The following is a 19,837-nucleotide window of genomic DNA, read 5'->3' as shown; positions in this document are numbered from 1 at the left end:
GCTCCCGCCCTTCTTCTTCGCGTCTTCGCGTCTTCGCGTGAATCCCTCTTCATCAGGACGGATCACCGGGCCACGACATCGGCCAAGCCGCATGACCCACTCCGCGTTCTCCGCGCCTCTGCGCGAACCCATCTCAGTACCCCGGCGAAGGCCGGGGCCCAGTTGGGAGACGCCACGGACAAAGCGCATCGCGTCATAAGCACGACTTTCCCAACCGGGCCCCGGCCTTCGCCGGGGTACAAAGGGGGGATGCGATGACCGATCTCGCCACCGAAGCCCAAGCCGCCGGGCTGCAGGCGGAATGGGAGGATGCCGACGGCCGCCGGCACCGCGTCGACGATGCGGTGCTGCGCGCGATCCTCGATACGCTCGACACGCGCGTCGACGGCGTGCCGTTCGTCACCGGTGACACGGGTCGCCCGGTCGCGACTGGCGCCAAGCCCGGCCCGGCGCGCCTGATGCTCGAGGACGGCACCACCCGCGCGGTCACCATCGCCGCGGACGGCACCATCCCCGGTATCGCCGAGCCCGGCTATCACCGCCTCGACACCGCGGGCGGTGTCGTCACGCTCACCATCGCGCCGCCGCGCTGCATCGCGCCGCCGCCCGGTCATAGCTGGGGGCCGGCGGTCCAGATCCCCGCATTGCGCGGGTCGCGACCGGCACCGTACGGCGACCTCGGCACGCTCGCCGAGGCGGCGCGCGCCTTCGCCGACGCCGGTGCGGATACGCTCGCGATCAGCCCGACGCACGCGCTCTTCCCCGCCGATGCGACGCGGTTCAGCCCCTATGCGCCGTCGAGCCGGCTGTTCCACCACGCGCTCCTCGCCGATCCCGCCCTTGCCGGCGTGACGGACGCCGGCCCGGCCGGTGGCGAGCTGATCGACTGGCAGACCGGCTGGCCCGAACGCCTTGCGCAGCTCCGCACCGCCTTCGATCGCGCACCGGCCGCATTGCGCGCCCGCTTCGATGCCGCCCGCGCGACCCGCCCGGACTGGGACGACCATGCCCGGTTCGACGCGCTGCACGCGCATTTCTTCGCCGCCGCGCAGGCGCGCGGCTGGCAGGACTGGCCCGCCGATTATCACGACCCCGCCGGCCCCGCGGTCGCCCGCTTCGTCGCCGATCATGCGCCGGACGTCGCCTTTTACGCCTTTCTGCAATGGCTCACCGACGCCAGCCTCGCGCAGGCGCAGGCGGCGGCGCGCGATGCCGGCATGCGGATCGGCCTGATCGCCGACCTCGCGGTCGGCATGGACGCGGGCGGCAGCCACGGCTGGAACCGGCGCGACGATCTGCTGACCGGCCTGTCGATCGGCGCGCCGCCCGATCCGCTCGGGCCGCAGGGGCAGAATTGGGGGATCACCGCGCTCTCCCCCTTCGCGCTGCGCCGCACCGGCTTCGACGGCTTCATCCGCACCGTCCGCGCCGCGCTCCGCCATGCCGGGGGCCTGCGCATCGACCATGCGCTCGGGCTCAAGCGGCTGTGGGTCATCCCCGACGGCGGCAAGGCGAGCGACGGCGCCTATCTGGCGATGCCCTTCGCCGACCTGCTGCGCATCCTCGCGCTCGAATCGCATCGCGCCGGGGCGATCGTCATCGGCGAGGATCTCGGCACCGTGCCGCCGGGCTTCCGCGACACGATGGCGGAGCGCGGCATGCTCGGCATGCGCGTCCTCCCCTTCGAGCGCGACGACACGGGCTTCACGCCCTCCAGCGAGTGGGACGCGCAGGCGGTGGCGATGACCGGCACGCACGACACCGCGACGCTCGCGGGCTGGTGGACGGGCCGCGACATCACCTGGAACCACAAATTGAAGCGCAGCGCGAGCAACGAGCCGTCCGACCGGCTGCGCCGCATCGGCGAGAAGAAGGCGCTGTGGACCGCCTGTACCACGGCGGGTGTCGCCGCCGGCCCGGCCCCCAACGACGCCGCACCGGCGATCGACGCCGCGATCGCCTTCACGCGTCAGGCACCCTGCCCGCTCACCATCGTCCCGCTCGAAGACCTCGTCGGCATCGCCGAACAGCCCAATTTGCCCGGCACCACCGACGAACATCCCAACTGGCGCCGCCGCATGCCCGACACGACCGAGGCGCTGCTCGCCCGGCCCGAGGTCGCGCGACGCGCCGCCCTCCTTACAGCAAAGAGTTCCGCATGACGCCCCGCGCCACCTATCGCATGCAGTTCCACGCCGGCTTCACCTTCGCCGATGCCGAGGCGCTGGTGCCGTATCTCGACGAACTCGGGATCAGCCATCTCTACGCCTCGCCGATCACCGTCGCCGCCAAGGGCTCGACGCACGGCTATGACGTCGTCGATCCGACCCGCATCACCCCCGAGCTCGGCGGCGAGGACGGCTTCCGCAGCCTCGTCGCGGCGCTCAAGGCGCGGGACATGGGCGTCGTTATCGATATCGTCCCCAACCATATGGGCGTCGCCGGCGGCGGCAACGCCTGGTGGAACGACGTGCTCGCCAACGGACAGGCGAGCGCCTACGCCCGGTTCTTCGATATCGACTGGTCGCGGCGGCTGCTGCTGCCGGTGCTCGGCGACACGCTCGCGGCGACGCTCGCCAACGGCGACCTCGCGGTCGAAGGCGACGCGATCGTCGCTTACGGCGAGCATCGCTTCCCGCTGCGCCCCGACGTGCAGGAAAGCGACCTCGCCACCCTGCTAGACCGCCAGCATTACCGGCTGGCGAGCTGGCGCGTCGCCAACGACTCGCTCAACTGGCGCCGCTTCTTCACCGTCAACGACCTCGCCGGCGTCCGCATCGAGGATCCCGAGGTGTTCGAGGCGACGCACGCGCTGTATTTCCGCCTCTACGACGAGGGGCTGATCGACGGCATCCGCGTCGATCACGTCGACGGCCTGACCGACCCGATCGGCTATTGCCGCACGTTGCGCGAGCGGCTCGGCCCCGACGCCTGGATCGTCATCGAGAAGATCCTGGGCGCGAGCGAGGGCCAGCCTCTCGGCTGGGGCGTCGACGGCACCAGCGGCTACGACTTCATGGAACAGGTCGCGACGCTGATCCACGACCCGCTCGGCGCGCTGCCGCTCGAGGAATTGTGGCAGGAGGTGAGCGGCCGCTATCAGGGGTTCGAGGCGGAGGAGTTCGAGGCACGGCAGGATTTGCTCGCGTGGCAATTCTCCGGCCAGCTCGACGCCTGCGTCGCCGCCTTCGTCGCATTGAACGACGACGAGGCGGTCACCCCGGCGATGCTGCGCCGCGCGATCGAGCGGCTGCTCTGGGTGTTTCCGGTCTATCGCACCTATGGCACCGGCAACGCCGCCGCGCCGCAGGACGCGGCGATCCGCGGCCTCGTCCGCGAGCGCGTGTCGTGGCTGATCCCGCCCGGCGAAACGCATGTCGTCGACCGCATCCTCGCCTGGCTCGCCGGCGAGGGGCCGCAGGGTTCTTCGGGCGATGCCGCCGACGCGGTGCGTCGCTTCCAGCAGCTATCCGCCCCGATCGCCGCCAAATCGGTCGAGGATACCGCCTTCTACCGCTCCGGCCGGCTGCTGTCGCGCAACGACGTCGGCTTCGACGCGACGATCCTCGGCATCCCCGTCGACGCCTTCCACCGGATCATGGCCGATCGGGCGCGCGACGTGCCGCATGCGATGCTGACCACCGCGACGCACGACCACAAGCGCGGCGAGGATATCCGCGCCCGGCTCGCGGTCCTGAGCACGATCCCCGACGCATGGCGCGCGCGGGTCGAGGCGTGGGAGGCGCTGTCATGGGGCTGGGATCACGACGTCGACGGCGGCGACCGTTACATGCTGCTGCAGACGATCGTCGGCGCCTGGCCGGAGGACGGCGCGGCCGGCGACTTCGCCGACCGGCTCAAGGCGTGGCAGCAAAAGGCGTTGCGCGAGGCCAAGCTCCGCTCGTCGTGGGAAGCGCCCGACGAGGACTATGAGGCCGCCGCGGCGGCGCTGATCGACGCCTATCTTGCCGATCCGCGCTTCGTCGCCGAGGTCACCGCCTTCGTCGCGGAGATTGCGCCCGCGGCCCGCGCCAACACGCTCGTCCAGACGCTGCTGCGCTATACGGCGCCGGGCGTGCCCGACCTCTATCAGGGCACCGAGCTCGCCGACCTCAGCCTCGTCGATCCCGACAACCGCCGCCCGGTCGATTATGCCGCGCGCGCCGCGTTGCTCGGCGGCGATGCGGTCCCGGCCAAGCTGCGGCTGATCGCCGACCTGCTCGCCCGCCGCCGCGCCGATCCGGCGCTGTTCGCCGACGGCGACTATCGGCCCGCCACGGTCGAGGGCAGCGACCGCATCCTCGCCTTCACCCGCAGCACCGGCGGCCGCAGCCTGCATGTCGCCGCGCTCGTCCGCGGCACCGCGGTGCCCGACGCGACGATCCGATTCGCCGACGGTGACACCCGCAGCGCGGCGGAAATCTTCGCGCAAGACGCGATCTGGTATCGAATTGCCTGATTATGATGACATTAACTAAGTATTTGATCCAAATCAGTTGTTATAGGTTGTTTCACCGCGTCGCCTCCGGCACGGAGGCATGAAGATAGACAAGAGAGGACTGGGAGCCATGCCGCAAGCGCGCCTTGTAGACTTCTGGGCCAGAGCGATCGCCGCGCGCTCGCCGGTGATGCTGGAACAATTGCGCGGGGTGGCGCGCGATCTGATTGCCGCCCGCAGCGCGCTACGATCGGTGATGCCGGCCGAATTCGTCAACAACCCGCCGATCGACCTGCTGTACGCGCTGTTTGCCGCCGACGATCAGGCGATGATGGTGCCGCCGCTGATCACCGCCACGGGCGTTTCCGGCCCGGTCGCCCGCCGTTGGCTCGACGTCCTCGTCGATCGCGATCTCGTCATGGAGCGCGACGGGAGGGTCACGCTGACCGAGGCGGGCTTCGTCATGGCCGCCGAAGCGTGTCAGGCGATCATTGAGTCGCGGACGGGTGCCGCGGGGGCGACTCTGAATTGAAGCGCAGCGCGTCGGCACGGCGCGTCACCGTGTCGAGCGCCTGCTCCAGCTCGGCGGCGGCCAGCGTCTCGTCGGCCGCCACGGCCAGTTCCAGGGCCTGCGAAATCAGGTGCCGCGCCTCGTCGAGACGGACGGCGTTGTCGATATCCATGCGCGAACCTCCGCTCCGATCGACACTCGTGCCGCGCGGTGGTGGATGCAACCAAGCCCGCTAAAAATCAAATGACAATCGTCTCCCTCGGCGGACCGCGAGTCCCCCGATGGAGCGACGTCTCCGGAAATGCCGTCCGGGCTTAATGCCCGACGGCATCCTTTACCGCGTCGACCGCCTTGGCGAGCAGGCCCTTCTCGGCCTCTTCCGCCTCGGCCTTGGTCTTGAAGGCGGCACCCTCCGGCTCCGCTGGGGGCGCGTAGACCGAGAACAGCTTGAGCGCGCCCGACCCCTTGTTGACGATATTGTGCTGTGCGCCCTTCGGTACCACGACGAGGTGGTTGGGCGTCGCTTTGGTCGAATGGCCGTCGATCACCACCTGCGCCTCGCCCTCGACGATGAAGGTCGTCTGGTCGGCGGGATGCGTCTCCATGCCGATCTCCTCGCCGGCAGGGATCGCCATCAATACGATCTGCACCTTGGCGTCGCGATAGACCTCTTTCTGCCAGAGGTCGTTGCGGCCAGCGAGTTCGACCATGTCCTTGTTGAAGATCGCCATTGCCGATTCGCTCCCATCCATGCGTTCGCAGCATTGGACGAACGAGCGCCCGGCACGTTCCGCTCAATCCCACACCAGCCGCCAAAAGGCGCGCCACGCACGCCATGGTGCAGGCACCCGAAGCACCTCTGCGGACGCCGGACCGAGGTCGGCGCGCCGCGTCGCATAGATGGCGGCCAGATGATGATGCACCCGCCGTGCCCGCTTGCACTGCGCCCGCCGCGCCATGTGCAATTCGTGCAACTCCCGGCGGCGCAAGTATTCGGCTTCAGGATTCATGGTCCGCGCCTCTCTCCTCTCTGTTGATCAGGCTAGAGTGTGGCGCGGAACCGACAACAGGATTTCAAACCGATATCGGTATCGAAGCAGCTTCGGCCCGGGAGCCGACTTTACTAGCATAGAGCAAATCGCACCTCGGTCCGACACGGACGATGTCGTGCAGCGAAGTGCCAGTAGAGGAATAGGCCATGAACGTCGAAGTGATCTCGAAGGCGACCGGCGCCGTGAACGAAGTCGCGGGCAACAGCGTCGATCTCGACGCGCCGAGCATCGTCCGCCTCGATCTCACGCGTGCCCAGATCGCCGGGATGGATCGCCAGGGTCAGGATCTCGTCGTCCGCCTCGTTGACGGTCAGACCGTACGGATCGCCGATTTCTACCCCGCCAATGCGACGGTGGCGAACGACCTCGTCCTGCGCGAGCCCGACGGCCACCTCTGGGTGGCGCGTGGCAGCGGCGGCGTCCCGCGCTTCGCATCGCTGCGCGACCTCGCCGACCTCACCGCCGTCGCGGGCGAGGGCGGGTCGTCGCTGGCGCTGCCCGCGATGCTGCTCGGCGGCGCTGCCGCGGCCGGCGGCATAGTCGCGATCGCCGGCGGCGGCGGCGATGACGCCAGCGCCGCCGGCAGCGGCACACCGACGCCCGATCCGGGCACCGGGACCGGTGTCGGCACCGGCACACCCGACACCACGCCCCCCGCCATACCCGTCGCCGCCGTCCGCGGCGACGGCGCCGCGATCACCGGTCGTGGCGAAGCCGGCGCCACCATCACCGTCCGCGACGCCGCCGGCACCGTGATCGCCACCACCGTGGTCGCCGCCGACGGCAGCTATACCGTCGTCATCGCCCCGGCGCGGATCGACAACGAGCGGCTCACCGTCACCCAGACCGACACCGCCGGCAACGTCTCTCCCACCCTCGTCATCCAGGCGCCCGACCTCACCGCCCCGGTCGCGCCCACCGCCGCGGTCGATGCCACCGGCGCGACCGTCAGCGGCCGCGGCGAGGCCGGCGCCACCGTCACCGTCCGCGACGCCGCCGGCACCGTGCTCGGCACCGCGCTCGTCGCCGCCGACGGAAGCTATACCGTCACGCTGTCGACGCCCCAGGCCAATGGCGGCGCGCTGAGCGTCAGCCAGAGCGACGCCGCCGGCAACGTCTCGCCGACCGTCGCGGTCGCCGCGCCCGACATCACCGCCCCCGCCGCACCGACCGTCGCGGTCGACGGCACCGGCACCGTCGTCACCGGCACCGGCGAGCCGGGCGCCCGCGTCACGATCACCGATCCTGCCGGCACCATACTCGCCACCGTCACCGTCGCCGCCGACGGCAGCTACAGCGCAACGCTCGCCACCGCACAGGTCAACGGCGAGCGACTCGACGCGCGTCAGACCGATGCCGCCGGCAACGCCTCGGGCACCGCCAGCACCGTCGCTCCCGATCTCACCGCGCCGGCCCAGCCGACCGCGACGATCACCGGCGACGGCACCTCGGTCAGCGGCGCCGGCGAGGCGGGCGCACGCATCACCATCGTCAATGCCGCCGGCACCGTGCTCGGCACCGCGCTGGTCGGTGCCGACGGCACCTACCTCGTCGCGCTGACCCCGGCGCAGGCCAATGGCGAGGCGCTGACGGTGCGCGAGAGCGACGCCGCCGGCAATCAGGCGACACCGCTCGCGCTGACCGCGCCCGACATCACGCCGCCCGCCGCGCCGGTCGCCACGCTCGACGCGACCGGCACCACCGTGACCGGTACCGGCGAGCCCGGCGCCACGGTCGTCGTGCGGGACGCCGCCGGCACCGCGCTCGGCTCGGCGACGGTCGGCGCACAGGGCGCCTATGCGGTCGTCCTCGCCACCCCGCAGATCGACAGCCAGAGCCTCGCGGTCACCCAGACCGACGCCGCCGGCAACGCCTCGCCGGCGACGCCGCTCACTGCGCCCGACCTCACCGCGCCCGCCGCGCCGACCATCACGATCGCCGCCGACGGCGCGAGCGTCAGCGGCGTCGGCGAGCCGGGCGCCGCGGTCACCATCCGCGATCCGCTCGGCGCGGTGATCGCCACCGCCACCGTCGCCGCCGACGGCACTTATGCCGCCACCTTGTCCACGCCCCAGATCGACGGCGAGGTGCTGAGCGTCCGCCAGACCGATGCCGCCGGCAACCTGTCGCCCGTCGCCACCGCGACCGCGCCCGATCTGGTCGTCGACGTCCCGCCCGCCGCGCCGACCGCGGCGGTGACCGGCGACGGCGCCGCGGTCACCGGCGTCGCCGTCGGCGGCGCGACGATCACGCTCTATGACGCCAACGGCGTCGCGATCGGCACCGGCACCGCCGCCGCCGACGGCAGCTACAGCGTCGCGCTGACCCCGGCGCGGCTCGACGGCGAGACGATCCGCGTCACCCAGGCGGACGCCACCGGTGCGGTGTCGCCGCCCGCGACCGCGATCGCCCCCGATCTCACCGCCCCCGCCGCGCCGACCGCGACGATCGACGCCACCGGCCAGATCGTCACCGGCACCGCCGAGGCGGGCGCGACGGTCACCGTCCGCGACGCCGGCGGCGCCGCGATCGGCACCGCCACCGCCAATGCGTCCGGCGAATATGCCGTCCAGCTCGCCACGCCGCAGGCGAACGGCGGCACGCTCGCCGTCACCCAGGCGGACGGCGCGGGCAATGTGTCCGCCGCGACCGGCATCGCTGCCCCCGACACCACCGCGCCCGTCGCGCCCTCCGCCACCGTCGCGCCCGACGGCAACAGCGTCACCGGCATCGGCGAGGCCGGTGCGACCGTCACCGTCCGCGACGCAACCGGCAATCCGCTCGGCACCGCGCTCGTCGCGCCGGACGGCAGCTACACCGTCACGCTGACCGCGCAGCAGGGCGACGGTCAGACCGTCACCGTCACTCAGGCGGATCCGACCGGCAACGCCTCGCCCGCGACGACGATCACCGCACCCGACTTCACCGCCCCCGGTGCACCGACCGCATCCGTCGCCGCCGGCGGCAGCACCGTGATCGGTATCGGCGAACCCGGTGCGACCGTCACCGTCACCGCCGCCGACGGCACCGTGCTCGGCAGCGACACCGTCGCCGCCAACGGTGGCTATGCCGTCACGCTCGCCACCCCGCAGGCGAACGGCGAGGCGCTCACTGTCGTCCAGACCGATCCGGCCGGCAACGCCTCGCCGCCGCTCGCCTTCACCGCGCCCGACCTCACCCCGCCGGCGGCTCCCGCCGCGACGCTCGATGCCAGCGGCAGCATCGTCACCGGCACCGGCGAGATCGGCGCGACGGTCAGCGTCCGCGACGGCGCGGGTGCGCTGCTCGGTACCGCGACCGTCACCGCGCAGGGCAATTATTCGGTCACGCTCGCCACCCCGCAGGTCGACCGCCAGACGCTCGTCGTCGGCCAGAGCGACGCGGCCGGCAACGCCTCGCCCACCGTCGCGCTGACCGCGCCCGACATCACCGCCCCGCTCGCCCCCACCGCGACGGTCGGCGGCGATGGCCTGTCGGTCACCGGCACCGGCGAGGCCGGCGCGACCATCTCGATCCGCAATCCCGTCGGGCTCGAGATCGGCACCGCCATCGTCGCCACCGATGGCAGCTATACCGCGACGCTGTCGTCGGCGCAGGTCGACGGCGAGGTGCTCACCGTCCGCCAGACTGACCCGGCGAACAACGTGTCGCCGGTGGTCAGCGCCACCGCGCCGGACCTCGCCCCCGGCGTCGTCCCGATGCCGCCGTCGGCGACGGTGACCGGCGACGGCACCGCGGTGACCGGCCGCGCGATGGGTGCCGCGACGATCACCGTCTACAGCGCCACCGGCACCGTCATCGCCACCGGCATCGCCGCGGCCGACGGCAGCTACAGCGTCGCCCTCGCCACCCCGCGCGTCAACGGCGAGACCGTCTTCGTCACCCAGAGCGACGCGATCGGCGCCTCGCCGCCGACCACCGCGATCGCGCCCGACCTCACCGCCCCGGCGGCACCGACCGCGACGCTCGATCCGACCGGCGCCGTCGTCACCGGCACCGGCGAGGCGGGCGCGACGATCGTCGTGCGCGACCTCAACGGCACGTCGCTCGGCACCGCCACCGTCACCACCGCCGGCAGCTATGCGGTCACGCTGTCCGCGCCGCAGGTCGACGGCCAGGTGCTCGCCGTCACCCAGGCGGACCGCACCGGCAACGTCTCGCCCGCGATCCCGCTGGTCGCGCCGGACTTCACCGCGCCGCTCGCCCCGGTCGCCAGCGTCGCCGCCGACGGCACCTTCGTCAGCGGCACCGGCGAGCCCGGCACGATCGCCATGGTCCGCGATGCCGCCGGCACGCTGCTCGGCACCGGCACCGTCGACACCACCGGCGGCTTCAACGTGCCGCTCGCCACCGCGCTGATCGACGGCGAGAGCATCCGCGTGACGCTCACCGACGCGACCGGCAACGTCTCGCCGACCGTCACCGTCACCGCGCCCGATTTCACCGCGCCCGCCGCGCCGACGCTCGCGATCAACGGCGACGGCACCGTCGTGACCGGGACCGGCGAGGCCGGCGCGGTGGTGACGGTCACCAATGCCGCCGGCGCCGCGCTCGGCACCGCGACGGTCGCGGCGGACGGCAGCTTCACCGTCACGCTCACCCCGCAGCAGAACAACGGCGGCACGCTGACCGCGACGCAGGCGGATGCCGCAAGCAACGTCTCGCTCCCCGGCACCGTCACCGCGCCCGACCTGATCGCGCCGGCCGCGCCCTCCGCGACCGTCTCCCCCGACGGCACCACCGTCACCGGCACCGGCGAGGCCGGCGCGCGGATCGTCGTCACCGATCCCGCCGGTGCGCCGATCGGCGTCACCGTCGTCGCCGCCGACGGCAGCTACGCCGTCACCCTCTCCACCCCGCAGGCCAATGGCGAGCGGCTGCTCGCCACCCAGACCGACGGCGGCGGCAACGTCTCGCCGCCGATCGCGGCGCTCGCCCCCGACATCACGCCGCCCGCCGCGCCGACGCTCGCCATCGCCGGCGACGGCACGCTCGCCAGTGGCATCGGCGAGGCCAATGCGACCGTCACCGTCACCGGCCCCGGCGGCTTCGTCGCCACCGTGACGGCGGACGCCGCGGGCAATTTCAGCGTCCCGCTCTCGCCGGCACGGCTGAACGGCGAAGGCTTCACCGCGATCCAGGTCGACGGCGGCGGCAACGCCTCCCCCGTCGCGACCGCGACTGCCCCCGACACCACCGCACCGCTTGCCCCCACCGGCACGGTCGCCGGCGACGGCGCGAGCATCACCGGCTTCGGCGAGGCCGGCGCGACCGTCACCGCCACCGGCGCCGCCGGCACGGTGCTCGGCACCGCGGTGGTCGCGGCGGACGGCAGCTTCACGATCCCGCTCGCCACCGCGCAGATCGACGGCGAACCGCTCACCATCCGGCAGGCCGACCCCACCGGCAACACGTCGCCGGGCTTCGCGCTCACCGCGCCGGACCTCGTCGCCCCCGCCGCCCCCACCGCGACCGTCGCGGCCGGCGGCGCCAGCGTCAGCGGCTTCGGCGAAGCCGGCGCGACCATCGTCGTCACCGCTCCGGGTGGCAACGAACTGGGCCGTACCGTCGCCGCCGCCGACGGCAGCTACACCGTGGCGCTCTCCACTGCGCAGACCAACGGCGAGCTGCTCGGCGTCCGCCAGAGCGACGGCGGCGGCGCTTCGCCGGTCACCGCTACGATCGCCCCCGATACCACGCCCCCCGCCGCGCCGGTCGCGACGGTGACGGCGGACGGCGTCCTGGTCACCGGCACCGGCGAACCCGGCGCCACCGTGACCGTCCTCGGCGCCGGCAACGTGCCGCTCGGCACCGCGGTGGTCGACCCGGATCGCAGCTATACGGTACAGCTCGCCCAGCCGCAGACCGGCGGCCAGACGCTGACCGTCACGCAGAGCGACACCAGCGGCAACGTCTCGATCCCCACCACCGCCGGCGCACCGCTGCTGGCCGGACCGGCCCCGCTCACCGCCACCGTATCGCCCGACGGCGCCACCGTGACCGGCACCGGTGCCGCCGGCGCCGCGATCACCGTCACGCTCAACGGCACCGCGCTCGGCACGGTCACCGCGGCCGGCGACGGCAGCTACACGATCGGCCTGTCCACCCCGCAGCGCAACGGCGAGACGCTCACCGTCGTGCAGGCGGTCGCCAACGGCCCCGCCACGTCGGTCCTGGCGCTCGCTCCCGACATCACCGCGCCCGCCGCGCCGACCGCCACGGTGATCGCCGCCGGCAGTCAGGTGACCGGCACCGGCGAGCCCGGCGCGACGGTGACGATCCGTGCCGGCGGCGTCGACCTCGGCACCGCGCTGGTCACCACCTCGGGCAGCTATCTGGTCACCCTCGCCACGCCGCAGCGCAACGGCGAGACGCTGACCGCGGTGCAGACCGACGCGGCGCGCAACGTCTCGGCCGGGATCACCGTCGTCGCGCCCGACATCACCGCGCCCGCAGCCCCCGCCGCGCTGGCGGTCAACCCGACCGGCACGACGCTCACCGGCACCGGCGAGGTCGGCGCCCGCGTCGAGGTGCGCAGCGGCACGAGCGTCCTCGGCAACGGCGTCGTCGGCGCCGACGGCAGCTTCACCGTCACGCTGACCACGCCGCAGGTCGCAGGGGCGACGCTGGCGGTGACCCTGGCCGATGCCGCCGGCAACGTCTCGGGCGCCGCGACGGTCGTCGCGCCGTTCGATATCCAGGCGTTCGGCAACGCCGCGACGGCGACGATCGACCTCCTCCCCGTCGTCGCCGCCGCGCCCACCGCGATCGGCAGCGCCAACTACCTCGCCTTGGTCTCCGCCGGCGTGCTCAACCTGCAGGCGCAGGTGCTCGGCACGCCCAGCGTCCGCTTCACGGTGCAGGACGGCCACAACCTCGCCGCCAGCTTCACCTATGACGCGACGCTCAACATCGGCGTCACCAGCGGCTATAGCGTCGTCGTCCAGCGCTTCGACGGCACGCAATGGGTCGCGGTCAACGGCGCTCCGGGCGGCTCGCTGCTCGAGCTCGGCCTGCTGAACGGCAACCTCACCGCCAGCCAGACGCTCACACCGGGCGAATATCGCGCCTTCCTCACCTATCAAAGCGGGCTCGGCGTCGGCGTCGGTCTGCTCGGCAGCCTCGCGGTCAGCGGCACCGACATCGACTATACCGATGTCGGCGGGGTGCGCCCGGTCGCGGCGACCGGCAACGTCATCACCGACCCCGGCGTCGGCGGTGCGGTCGACGTGGTCTCGCCCGGCACGCACGTGACCAGCGTCACCAATACCGTCACCGGCGCGACCGTCGCCGTCACCGCGGACGGCACCGTCGTCGACGGGGAATGGGGTACGCTGGTGATCAACCTCGACGGCAGCTACAGCTACACGCCCGATGCGAATGCGGCGGCGATCGGCCGTACCGACGTCTTCAGCTATGCGATCATCGACCCGAGCGACAATGAGGTGGAGCGCGCCAATCTGTCGATCACCGTCGGCAGCGGCGCGATCACCGGCGCCCCGGTCGCCGTCGCCGATGTCGCGGTGGCGCCGGTCACTTATGCCAACGTCGTCGAGGCGGCGGCGCCGATCACCTACAGCTTCACCGCGACCCCCGCGGTGCAGGTGCCGCTGTTGCCGGTGGCGGTCGGCTCGCACGGCGAGCGGACCGACACGTTCTCGGTCGCGCCCAACACCGATGCGGACATCACCATCCGCGCCTCCACGGTAGGCCTGCTCAGCGTCGCCCCCACCTATACGCTGACGCTGACCAATCTCACCGCCGGCACCACCCAGACGATCACCAACCTGGCGCTGGTCGGCGTCGGCAGCGCCAGCACCAGCTTCACGCTCAACGACCTGCCGGCGGGCAATTACCGCTATACGCTCGCCGCCGACGCGCTGGTCGGCACGCGGTTCGACACCAGCGTCACGCTGGACCGCACGACGACGCTGCTCGACCGCCATGTCGTCGTCAGCCCGGCAGCGGTGGAGGGCAGCCTGCTCGCCAACGACGACGCCCATTCGAGCTTCGTCGCGGTCCGCGTCGCCACCGGCAGCACCTTCACCGAGGTCGGCAACACCCCGCTCGTCATCAACGGCACACACGGCACGCTGACCGTCGATGAGGTCGGCCATTACGTCTACCAGCCGAGTACGACGCTGGCCTATTCGACCACCGACCTGACCGACTCGTTCACCTACCAATTGGTGCAGCCCAACGGAGTCGCCGCGACCACGACTCTGACCGTCACGATCGACGTGCCGGGCGACAATGCCTCGGCGATGGTCCATTACGCGGTCGCACCCGTCTACAGTATCGAACCCGATGTGGTTTCACTGGATACGCACGCCGTGACCGCCGATGCCCATCTCGCCACCGCACCCGCGGTCGCCGCGACGGGCGATGGCGCGGCGATCGGGCTCGCCACCTACGAATTGTTCGAAGGGCGCGGTGAACTGGAGGATGTGCTCTCGCACTATCTCGCCACGCAGCAGAATGGCATCCACGCCGATGCGTCGGACGCCGATCACAGCGCCGCAGTGGTACCGGTCGCCACCGCGGTGGTCGCCGACCCGCTCGACTATCTCGCGACGCTGGATGATCAGACGCATCATGCAACTACTGTCAATCATGTTGTTTAAGCACCTCAAACTGCATCTAAAGTATTGATGACAAAGGGCTGAATTCTACTCTTTGTTAAGCAACCGGGCCTCTTTTGCACGGCAAGAGAGGACCCGGTTGCGATGCGTTTCCCGAGACGGTTACCCAGACTATTGGCTGCGACGGGCGCGGTGATGACCGTCGCCCTCGCCGGCAGCGGCATGGCCGCGGATGCGCCCGTCCCGGTCACGCTGGAAAGTGCCGCGCGCGATGCCGTCGCCTGGCATCCCTCGGTGATCGAGGCAGCCGGCACGCTCGCCGCCAGCGGCGAGGAGGTCGCTGCGGCACGCGCCGGCTATCTGCCGACGGTCAGCGCCGGGCTCGGCAGCGGCTATGACAGCCGCGTGTCGGGCACCTGGTCGCCGCGCCCGCAATTCAGCGCGTCGCAGATGCTCTACGACTTCGGCAAGGTGTCGAGCGACGTCGCCGCCGCCCGCGCCGGCACCCGCGCCAGCCGCGCCGAGATGCTGCTCGCGGTCGACACATTGGTCCGCGACACCGCTTATGCGATCATCGAGTTGCAGCGTGCCACCGCGCAGCGGGCCATCGCCCGCGATCAGGCCGATCGCATTCGCCAGATCAGCGCACTCGTCGGCCAGCGCTCGACGATGGGCGCCGCCACCCGGTCGGACGCCTTGCAGGCGCAGGCCCGCGTCGAGGCGGCCGAAGCCAGCCTCACCCAGGTCGAGGCGGAGGAGCGGCGCTGGACCAGCAACCTCGCCTTCCTGCTCGGCCATCCCGCGCCCGCCGGCGTCGCCGCCGACGTACCCGGCTGGCTGATGCAGGGCTGCGCCGGCCCCGCGCCGTCGTGGCAGAGCGTGCCCGCGGTCGCCGCCGCCGATGCCGAGACCGAGCGCGCCGCCGCCAACCTGCGCCGCAGCCGCGCCGACCGCTATCCGACGCTGTCGTTCGGCGGCGATGCCTCGACCGACGTCAATTCGCCGTTCGGCGACCGCAGCATCTACAATTTCGGCCTGCGCGTCACGAGCAACATCTTCGCCGGCGGCCTAACCAAGGCGCGGGTGCGCAGCGCCGCCTATCGCCTCGACGCCGCCGAGGCGAGCGCGCGGCGCGTCCGCAACGAGAGCAGCCAGCAGCTCGCCGAGGCGCAGCAGCAGATCGACAGCCTCTCGCGGCTCGCCACCACGCTGGCCTCGCGCGAGGACAATATGCGCGAGACCGGCCGCCTCTACCGCATTCAGTATCTCGAAATGGGAACCCGCACCTTGGTCGATCTGCTCAACGCCGAACAGGAGCTGCAACAGGTGCGCTTCGACGCGGTCAACACCACCCAGAACCTGCGCCGTCTGCAAATCGACTGCCTCTACGTCTCGGGCCGGATGCGCGACGCCTTCGGCCTCTCGGGCACCTCGGTGCGTGGGGTGACGCTGTGACCGCCGCGATCGCTCCGGCGGCGCCCGTCGCCGTCGACGGCTGGCTCGAACTGCTCGCCCGCGTCGCCCGCCACTATCGCCTGCCTGTCTCCGAACAGCGTGCGCGCCTTGCCGCGCAATGGGATCTCGGCGGCGACGAGGACGCGCGCATCCTCGCGCTCGCCCGCGCCACCGGTCTCACCGTCCGCTTCTCGACGCCGCAGGAGGTCAAGCTCAGCGGGTGGCGGCTGCCGATGATCGTCCGCCTCGCCGACGGCGAGATCGCCCTGATCGACGGCATCGACGGCGACGATCAGGCCCGGCTGGTGTTGCCCGGCGACCGCGGCGGCCAGACCCGCCTGTCGCTGGCCGAGCTGCGCGCCGCCGCCACCGGCTTCGTCGTACCGCGGCCGTCGCGCTCCTCGCCCGACGCGCGCGTCGACACCTATATCCGCCCGTTCGAGGATCACTGGCTGCGCCAGGTTCTGATGCGCGACGCTCCCGCCTACGGCCATGTGATGGTCGCCTCGATCGTCACCAACCTGCTCGGCCTCGCCGGCGTGCTGTTCTCGATGCAGGTCTACGACCGCGTCGTGCCCGCGGCGTCGATCCCGACGCTGACCATCCTATTCGTCGGCGTGCTCGTCTCGATCGCCTTCGATTTCGCCTTGCGGCGGCTGCGCACCAACATCGTCGACGTGCTCGGCAAGCGCGCCGATCTGCGCATCTCCGACCGGGTCTTCGGCCACGCGCTGCGCGTCCGCAACCAGTCGCGCCCGGCCTCGACCGGCACCTTCATCGCCCAGCTCCGCGACCTCGACCAGGTCCGTGACATGCTGACCTCGACGACGATCGCCACCGTCGCCGACCTTCCTTTCTTCCTGATGTTCCTCGGCCTGCTCTGGTACATCGGCGGCCTGCTCGCGCTGGTGCCGGTCGTCGCGCTCGTCCTGCTCCTGCTCCCCGGCCTGCTCGCCCAGCGCCGCCTGCGCATGCTGGCGACCGAGTCGATGCGCGAATCCTCGCTGCGCAACGCGATGCTGGTCGAGGCGGTACAGGGGATCGAGGACATCAAGGCGCTCCAGGCGGAGAACCGCTTCCACCAGCAGTGGAACCACTACAATGCCGTCGCCGGCGAGGCGCAGCTGCGCCTGCGCGGCCTCACCAACGGCCTGTCGGTATGGACGCAGAGCGTGCAGAACGGCGTCTATGCCGCGATCATCTTCGTCGGCGCGCCGCTCGTGATCTCGGGCAGCATCACCACCGGCGTGCTCGTCGCCACCTCGATCCTCGGCTCGCGGATGATGGCGCCGATGGCGCAGGTGACGCAATTGCTCGGCCGCTGGCAGCACGCCAAGGTCGCGATGGGCAGCCTCAACCAGATCATGGCCCTGCCGGTCGACAGCGCCGATGCCGACCATCGCATCCCGCTGCCCGCGGTCACCGGCGCCTTCACCCTGCGCTCGGCGGTGTTCACCTACGCCGATCCCAACGCGCCGCCCGCACTCACCGTCGGCGGGCTGGAGATCGCCGCAGGCGAACGGATCGCGCTGCTCGGCCGCAACGGTGCCGGCAAGTCGACCCTGCTCCAGGGCCTGTCGGGCATGCTGCAACCCGTCTCGGGCGAGGTGCTGCTGGACGGTCTCGCGCTGCACCAGATCGATCCCGCCGACGTCCGCCGCGACGTCGGGCTGCTCACCCAGTCGAGCCGGCTGTTCCACGGCACGCTGCGCGAGAACCTGACCCTCGGCGCCCCGTCGGCATCCGATACCGAGATCATGGCGGTGCTCGCCATGGTCGGGGGCGACGCGATGCTCCGCCGGATGCGCGACGGCCTCGGCCATGTCGTGCAGGAGGGCGGGCGTGGCCTGTCCGGCGGGCAGGTGCAGGCGCTGCTGCTCGCCCGGCTGCTGCTCCGCCAGCCGATGGTCGCGCTGCTCGACGAGCCCACCGCGGCGATGGACGAGGCCACCGAACGCCACTTCATCCAGCGACTCGGCGAATGGGGCCGCGACCGGACGCTCGTCGTCGCCACCCACCGGATGCGGATGCTCGATATCGTCGACCGCATCATCATCATCGACCAGGGCGGCGTCATTCTCGACGGCCCGCGCGACCAGATCCTCGCCACGATGCGTGGCACAAGGAGTGCAGCGGCATGACCAGCATCACTGCCGACGACGACCATCTGTTCGGCGGCGACGGCGAGGCCGCGCGCCTCACCGCGACCCGCCTGATCTGGCTGCTCGCCGCCCTTTTCGTCGCCGCGCTCGGCTGGGCCTGGTTCGCCAGCCTCGACGAGGTCGCGACCGGCGAGGCGCGCGTCGTGCCGACCAGCCGCGAACAGGTGCTGCAATCGCTCGAGGGCGGCATCCTCGCCAAATTGCTCGTCCATCAGGACGATATCGTCAAACCCGGCCAGTTGCTCGCGCAGCTCGACCCGACGCAGGCGGGCTCCACCGTCGAGGAAAGCGCCGCCAAATACCGCGCCGCGCTCGCCAGCGCCGGCCGGCTGCAGGCCGAGGCCAACGGCACGCCGCTGCGCTTCTCCCCCGAGCTCGACCGCTTTCCCGAGCTCAAGGCGGCGGAAACCAGCCTTTACGAGACCCGCCGCCGCAGCTTGCAATCCTCGATTCAGTTGATCGACCAGAGCCTCGCGCTGATCGGCCGCGAAGTGTCGATCGGCCAGTCGCTGATCACCGTCGGCGCGGCGAGCAACGTCGAGGTACTGCGCCTGCAACGCCAGCGCGCCGAGCTCGAACTCAAGAAGGCCGACCTGCGCTCGCAATATATGGTCGAGGCGCGGCAGGACCTCGCCAAGGTCATGGAGCAGGTCGACTCGCTCGGCCCCGTCGTCCGCGGCCGCTCCGACACGCTGAGCCGCCTCACGCTGCGCTCGCCCGTGCGCGGCGTGGTCAAGAACATCGAGGTGTCGACGATCGGCGGCGTCATCCCGCCTAACGGCAAGGTCATGGAGATCGTGCCGCTCGACGAACGCCTGCTGATCGAGGCGCGCATCCAGCCGCGCGACATCGCCTTCATCCGTCCCGGCCAGGGGGCCAAGGTCAAGGTCACGGCCTATGACTATTCGATCTACGGTGGCCTCGACGGCGTCGTCACCACCATCTCGCCCGACACGATCCGCGACGAGGTGAAGCCCGACGTGCTCTATTATCGCGTCTTCGTCCGCACCAAATCGGATTCGCTGACCAACAAGGCGGGTCGTCGCTTTCCGATCACCCCCGGCATGGTCGCCACCGTCGACATCCACACCGGCAGCAAGACCGTGCTGCAATATCTGCTCAAACCCCTCAACCGTGCGCAGGAGGCGCTGCGCGAACGATGAGCCCGCCCCTCGACCACGCCGCCCTCGCCGGCGCCACCCCGCTCGACGGCGGTGACGCCACCGCGACCTTCTCGCCCGTGCTGCTCGCCCGCGCACGTCAGGCCCGTCAGCTGCGGGCGCGGATGAGCCACTTCCTGCCGCGCGACCTGCTCGTCGATCCTGCCTGGGACATGATGATCGACCTGTTCGTCGCCGCCGGCACCGGCGAGCGGCTGTACGTCAAGGACCTGACGCTGATGTCCGGCGAGAGCACGACCAGCGCGATGCGCCGCATCGACCGGTTGCAGGAGGCCGAACTGCTGTCGCGCCACCCCGACCCGACCGATCATCGCCGCGTCCGCGTCCGGCTGACCGGCAAGGGCTATACCGCGATGGCGGCGATGCTCGAACATCTGTTCGACACGCCCGACGGGACCGAGGCCCCCGCCGATCCGCGCACCTTCCGCCCCGGCCCGGTGCGGCGCTAGGTGGATC

Annotated in this window: 11 protein-coding genes; 8 read left to right on the top strand and 3 right to left on the bottom strand. The window is 71.5% G+C overall.

Annotation, left to right across the window (positions count from 1 at the left end; all coding sequences use genetic code 11):
• The first annotated feature begins 254 nt into the window (after positions 1-254).
• The 3 genes from malQ to AC07UH_RS05765 all read left to right on the top strand — a co-directional run bounded on the left by malQ (position 255) and on the right by AC07UH_RS05765 (position 4,970).
• Positions 255-2,162, top strand: coding sequence for a 4-alpha-glucanotransferase (gene malQ / locus AC07UH_RS05775; RefSeq protein WP_495179045.1), 1,908 nt, complete (start codon positions 255-257; stop codon positions 2,160-2,162).
• Entirely contained in the window at positions 2,159-4,459 is a 2,301-nt protein-coding gene (gene treY / locus AC07UH_RS05770) for a malto-oligosyltrehalose synthase (protein WP_495179046.1), read from the top strand. Before malQ ends, treY begins: the two co-directional genes overlap by 4 nt.
• A 79-nt stretch (positions 4,460-4,538) precedes the next feature.
• Complete coding sequence (locus AC07UH_RS05765; protein ID WP_495179047.1) at positions 4,539-4,970, top strand: hypothetical protein; 432 nt, start codon at positions 4,539-4,541, stop codon at positions 4,968-4,970.
• On the opposite strand, the gene AC07UH_RS05760 is transcribed toward AC07UH_RS05765, so the two are convergent.
• The 3 genes from AC07UH_RS05760 to AC07UH_RS05750 all read right to left on the bottom strand — a co-directional run bounded on the left by AC07UH_RS05760 (position 4,927) and on the right by AC07UH_RS05750 (position 5,959).
• Positions 4,927-5,121: a hypothetical protein gene (locus tag AC07UH_RS05760; RefSeq protein WP_495179048.1), complete on the bottom strand. Its 195-nt coding sequence runs from the start codon at positions 5,119-5,121 to the stop codon at positions 4,927-4,929. The genes AC07UH_RS05765 and AC07UH_RS05760 overlap by 44 nt on opposite strands.
• A gap of 142 nt (positions 5,122-5,263) precedes the next feature.
• A complete protein-coding gene (locus AC07UH_RS05755) occupies positions 5,264-5,680 on the bottom strand; it encodes a cupin domain-containing protein (RefSeq protein ID WP_495179049.1) in 417 nt (138 codons plus the stop codon).
• A 63-nt stretch (positions 5,681-5,743) separates the two neighbouring features.
• A complete protein-coding gene (locus AC07UH_RS05750; protein WP_137898288.1) occupies positions 5,744-5,959 on the bottom strand; it encodes a hypothetical protein in 216 nt (71 codons plus the stop codon).
• A gap of 188 nt (positions 5,960-6,147) precedes the next feature.
• Here AC07UH_RS05750 and AC07UH_RS05745 point away from each other — a divergent pair, with 188 nt between their 5' ends.
• From AC07UH_RS05745 to AC07UH_RS05725, 5 genes are all read left to right on the top strand, one after another.
• On the top strand, positions 6,148-14,625 hold the full coding sequence (locus tag AC07UH_RS05745) for a BapA/Bap/LapF family large adhesin (protein WP_495179050.1): 8,478 nt from the start codon (positions 6,148-6,150) through the stop codon (positions 14,623-14,625).
• A gap of 153 nt (positions 14,626-14,778) precedes the next feature.
• Entirely contained in the window at positions 14,779-16,038 is a 1,260-nt protein-coding gene (locus AC07UH_RS05740) for a TolC family protein (protein ID WP_052075813.1), read from the top strand.
• Positions 16,035-18,179: a type I secretion system permease/ATPase gene (locus AC07UH_RS05735; RefSeq protein WP_495179051.1), complete on the top strand. Its 2,145-nt coding sequence runs from the start codon at positions 16,035-16,037 to the stop codon at positions 18,177-18,179. Before AC07UH_RS05740 ends, AC07UH_RS05735 begins: the two co-directional genes overlap by 4 nt.
• Positions 18,176-19,363, top strand: coding sequence for an HlyD family type I secretion periplasmic adaptor subunit (locus AC07UH_RS05730; RefSeq protein WP_495179052.1), 1,188 nt, complete (start codon positions 18,176-18,178; stop codon positions 19,361-19,363). The genes AC07UH_RS05735 and AC07UH_RS05730 overlap by 4 nt, the downstream gene beginning before the upstream one ends.
• Positions 19,360-19,830: a MarR family winged helix-turn-helix transcriptional regulator gene (locus AC07UH_RS05725; protein WP_052075607.1), complete on the top strand. Its 471-nt coding sequence runs from the start codon at positions 19,360-19,362 to the stop codon at positions 19,828-19,830. The genes AC07UH_RS05730 and AC07UH_RS05725 overlap by 4 nt, the downstream gene beginning before the upstream one ends.
• Positions 19,831-19,837 lie beyond the last annotated feature (7 nt).

The organism is Sphingomonas sp. GW821-FHT04B01, assembly GCF_059420425.1.
This window is presented reverse-complemented; position numbering and strand designations above follow the sequence as displayed.

Excerpts from the sequence above, each read along its gene's own strand:
- malQ (WP_495179045.1), top strand. The coding sequence starts at position 255 with ATGACCGATCTCGCCACCGAAGCCCAAGCCGCCGGGCTGCAGGCGGAA.
- treY (WP_495179046.1), top strand. The coding sequence starts at position 2,159 with ATGACGCCCCGCGCCACCTATCGCATGCAGTTCCACGCCGGCTTCACC.
- AC07UH_RS05765 (WP_495179047.1), top strand. The coding sequence starts at position 4,539 with ATGAAGATAGACAAGAGAGGACTGGGAGCCATGCCGCAAGCGCGCCTT.
- AC07UH_RS05760 (WP_495179048.1), bottom strand. The coding sequence starts at position 5,121 with ATGGATATCGACAACGCCGTCCGTCTCGACGAGGCGCGGCACCTGATT.
- AC07UH_RS05755 (WP_495179049.1), bottom strand. The coding sequence starts at position 5,680 with ATGGCGATCTTCAACAAGGACATGGTCGAACTCGCTGGCCGCAACGAC.
- AC07UH_RS05750 (WP_137898288.1), bottom strand. The coding sequence starts at position 5,959 with ATGAATCCTGAAGCCGAATACTTGCGCCGCCGGGAGTTGCACGAATTG.
- AC07UH_RS05745 (WP_495179050.1), top strand. The coding sequence starts at position 6,148 with ATGAACGTCGAAGTGATCTCGAAGGCGACCGGCGCCGTGAACGAAGTC.
- AC07UH_RS05740 (WP_052075813.1), top strand. The coding sequence starts at position 14,779 with ATGACCGTCGCCCTCGCCGGCAGCGGCATGGCCGCGGATGCGCCCGTC.
- AC07UH_RS05730 (WP_495179052.1), top strand. The coding sequence starts at position 18,176 with ATGACCAGCATCACTGCCGACGACGACCATCTGTTCGGCGGCGACGGC.
- AC07UH_RS05725 (WP_052075607.1), top strand. The coding sequence starts at position 19,360 with ATGAGCCCGCCCCTCGACCACGCCGCCCTCGCCGGCGCCACCCCGCTC.